Raw genomic sequence first — 3,397 nt, forward strand, 5'->3', positions numbered from 1 at the left:
ATTTCATGACATCCAGGGTCATTTCCACCAAATCTATGTCGATATTGTGCATACGGTGCATTTATAGGTTGAAAATATACGGGTTCTGACCGAAATGCAAACCCTTCTAAGGGGTCTGAAGTACATAAAAGTCGGATGAGAACGGCTCCATGGAATCAATCAGAAAAGGGATAAGTCCTTTGCCCATCTCGAGGTAAAGCTCCGAAAAGTTGACAAACCTCTCCTGCAGGGAGCCGTTGGGGAACAACTCATTTTGGATCTCCGTCATTCGTTCCACCTGATCCACCAGTTTGCGCTTCTGGGCCTTTAACAGTCGTTTCTCTAGCGTATCCAGCCCTTTGAGTTGCTTGACCTCCTGAGCTTTCACTGCTCCGAGGAAGGACTTATCGGTTTTTTCGGCCAGGTCGTACAGGGCCTCGAACTGCTGCTTTAAATGTTCCCGCTGTGGACTGAAATCGATGTCGATATTGGATATCTCTCGTATCTTCTTGTTGATCAATCGATTCTGATCCAGAAAAAGATCCCGGACATGAAGGTTCATTTTCCTGATCTTTTTCTCCTGTTTTGGGGTGATGAGCAGGGCGGAATTTCTGAGTAGCAATGCCGGGAAAGGAACGTCTGCTGCATCAAATGTGGACTTAAGTTCCAGCCAGTAAGCCAGTTCGCCTCCCCCCCCAATATAACAGAGATTGGGCAGGACCACCTCCTGATACAGAGGCCTGGTGATCACATTGGGGGAAAACCGTTCAGGGTGCGCTTCTAATTCTGCTTCGATCTCTTCCCTGCTAAACACCAGGTCAGTATTGTTGACATAATATTTGCCTTCTTTCTCGATCAGGCGTTCGCGGAGATCATCGAGGATATAGAAATAGTTGATCTCCCTGGGGTTTACCTGTATGGTATAGGCAGGGGAAGCTTTTGACAAAGCCTCCATGGTCTCGACCACCCGTCGGTAGGAAATATTCTCGTAAAGGTCTTTTTTGATGTAGGGTGAAAGGCTTCGCTTCAGAAAGGGATCGTCCCCGTCAACAATGACGAGGCCGTAATGCCCAAAGAGCTCATTGACCAGACACCGGGTGGCCCGGGTCAGGTCTTCCTGGCCCAAATAGGCTTTTGAAAAGAGATCCTGGAGTTCTGCGGCGTATTTTCCCTGCCCCATTTCCATAGAAAACAGTTCCAGCACTGCCTCGAGTCCTTCCGTTGAAAGTCGGCCCACAGGCCCGGAAGAATTCCTGTTCCACTGCAACTTCTTCCCCCTGAAATTAAAGTAGTTGATCTCCTCAAAATCGTGGTCTTCAGTCGCCATCCAGTACACCGGCACGAAATGGTTCTCCGGGTACTTCTTCCCTAGTTCTTCGGTGAGTTTGATCGTGCTGATGATCTTGTACAAAAAATAAAGGGGACCCGTAAAGATGTTGAGCTGGTGGCCTGTGACTACAGTGAACGTATTCCCTTTCCCGAGGAATTCGATATTGGACCGAACATCAGAAGAAGGTTCCAGGTGGTCGTACTGCCGATGAAGTGCCTCTACCAGGACCTTTCGATGTTCCGGTGGAAAAGAAGCCTTTTTTTCCTTGATCTGTGCCCCAAAGGAAACAATAGAGGGATACCGACGATAAAACTCCTTCAGAACCGGTGCCTGGTCCAGATAATCACAGATGATCTCTGAAAAATAGCCTGTTTCTCTGAACGGAATTCCTGCTGAATGCATATGGGATCGTTATCGCCTCCAAAGATAGGGTTCTGGCTTTAGCGGTTTCCCAAAAATAAGTTAAGTTGAAGAATTTTATGCCTTGTAAAAAGGAGAATATCTAATCAATCCACCAGTTTATCTAATTGTGGTCGCCCGCAGAATAACGTCTCTGAAATCGTAATGATTTATGGATTTTATCCTTAGATTTGGAACCTTTACCTCAGTAAAATATTATGAAAAAAATACTTCCTCTGTTCCTGCTGATCACCTCTTTTCAAGTGTTGGCACAAAGTATTCAATCCCCATCCGAATTTTTGGGATATGAACTCGGTACTGAGTTCACACGTCACCACCAGGTTGTGGATTACTACCGTTATCTGGCCTCGGCTGCTCCGGACCGTGTAAAGCTGCAGGAATACGGAAAAACGAACGAGAGGAGGCCCCTTTTATTGGCCTATGTGAGCTCTGCCGAGAACATGCGCAATCTGGAATCCATCAGGCAGGCACAGCTGGAAAGCACCTCAGGAAGGGGGAAAGCCGATAAAGCCATCGTCTGGTTGAGTTACAATGTACACGGGAATGAGAGCGTGAGTACCGAGGCCTCCATGCAGACTATTTATACACTCCTCACTGAAAAACGCGACTACCTGGAGAACACCGTGGTGATCATCGACCCCTGTATCAACCCTGACGGGCGCGACCGTTATGTGAACTGGTACAATTCCTTCAAAAATACGCCTCACCAGGTAAATCCGGACAGCAAGGAACACCATGAGGGCTGGTTGAGCGGCAGGGCCAACCACTATATGTTCGACCTCAACAGGGACTGGGCATGGCTGACCCAGGTGGAGAGCAGGCAGCGACTGAAAATGTACAATCAATGGATGCCTCATATTCATGTAGACTTTCACGAACAGGGGGTGGATAATCCTTATTTCTTCGCCCCCTCGGCTGAACCCTTCCACGAAGTGATCACCCCGTTCCAGCGATCTTTCCAGGAGACACTGGGCAGGAACCACGCCAGGTATTTCGATGCGAACGGATGGTTTTATTTTACCAAGGAGCGGTTCGACCTCTTTTACCCCAGCTACGGAGATACCTATCCCACATACAACGGGGCTATTGGCATGACCTATGAGCAGGGTGGCAGCGGCCGAGCGGGTTTGGGGGTTATTACGAGTACAGGGGATACCCTGACCCTGAAAGACCGGATCGCCCACCATTTTACCACGGGCATCTCCACTGTGGAGGTGGCTGCTCAAAATCACACCACCCTAAATGAGGAGTTCAGGAAGTTCTATCAAAACAAGAATTTCACATACAAAAGTTACGTCCTGAATGGGAATACCGACCATAAAAGGGCCCTGACCCAACTGCTGGATCAGCACGGGATCCGGTATGGCTGGGGAACGGCAGCTCAGGCCAAGGGATTTGTGTATGCTACCGGAAGAAACGGAACTGTGCAAACCGGATCGGAAAGCCTGATCGTCTCCACGGATCAGACCAAAGGAACACTTGTGAAAGTATTGTTTGAGCCCGATGCCCGCCTGAGCGATTCCCTCACCTATGACATCACGGCCTGGTCCCTACCCTATGCTTACGGCCTCGATGCCCTGGCATCCACTACCCCTGTCAGGACATCCGGTGAGATGAGATCAACCTCCTTCCCCACCCCGCCAAGAGACTCCTATGCCTACGTAACGG

The 3,397-nt window shown here is 49.1% G+C and carries 2 protein-coding genes; one reads left to right on the forward strand and one right to left on the reverse strand.

Features of this window, described 5'->3' with window-relative positions:
- Nucleotides 1–106 precede the first annotated feature (106 nt).
- Nucleotides 107–1,711 carry a bacillithiol biosynthesis cysteine-adding enzyme BshC gene (gene bshC, locus ABYP73_RS12420; RefSeq protein WP_372974542.1) on the reverse strand — a complete coding sequence of 535 codons (1,605 nt, stop codon included), beginning with the start codon at nt 1,709–1,711 and terminating at the stop codon, nt 107–109.
- A 215-nt stretch (nt 1,712–1,926) separates the two neighbouring features.
- Between bshC and ABYP73_RS12425 the strand changes: the two genes are divergently transcribed.
- On the forward strand, nt 1,927–3,397 hold a 1,471-nt coding region (locus ABYP73_RS12425; RefSeq protein WP_372974543.1), incomplete at its 3' end, for a M14 metallopeptidase family protein.

This window comes from Muriicola sp. (assembly GCF_041567615.1).
Lineage (GTDB): Bacteria > Bacteroidota > Bacteroidia > Flavobacteriales > Flavobacteriaceae > Muriicola.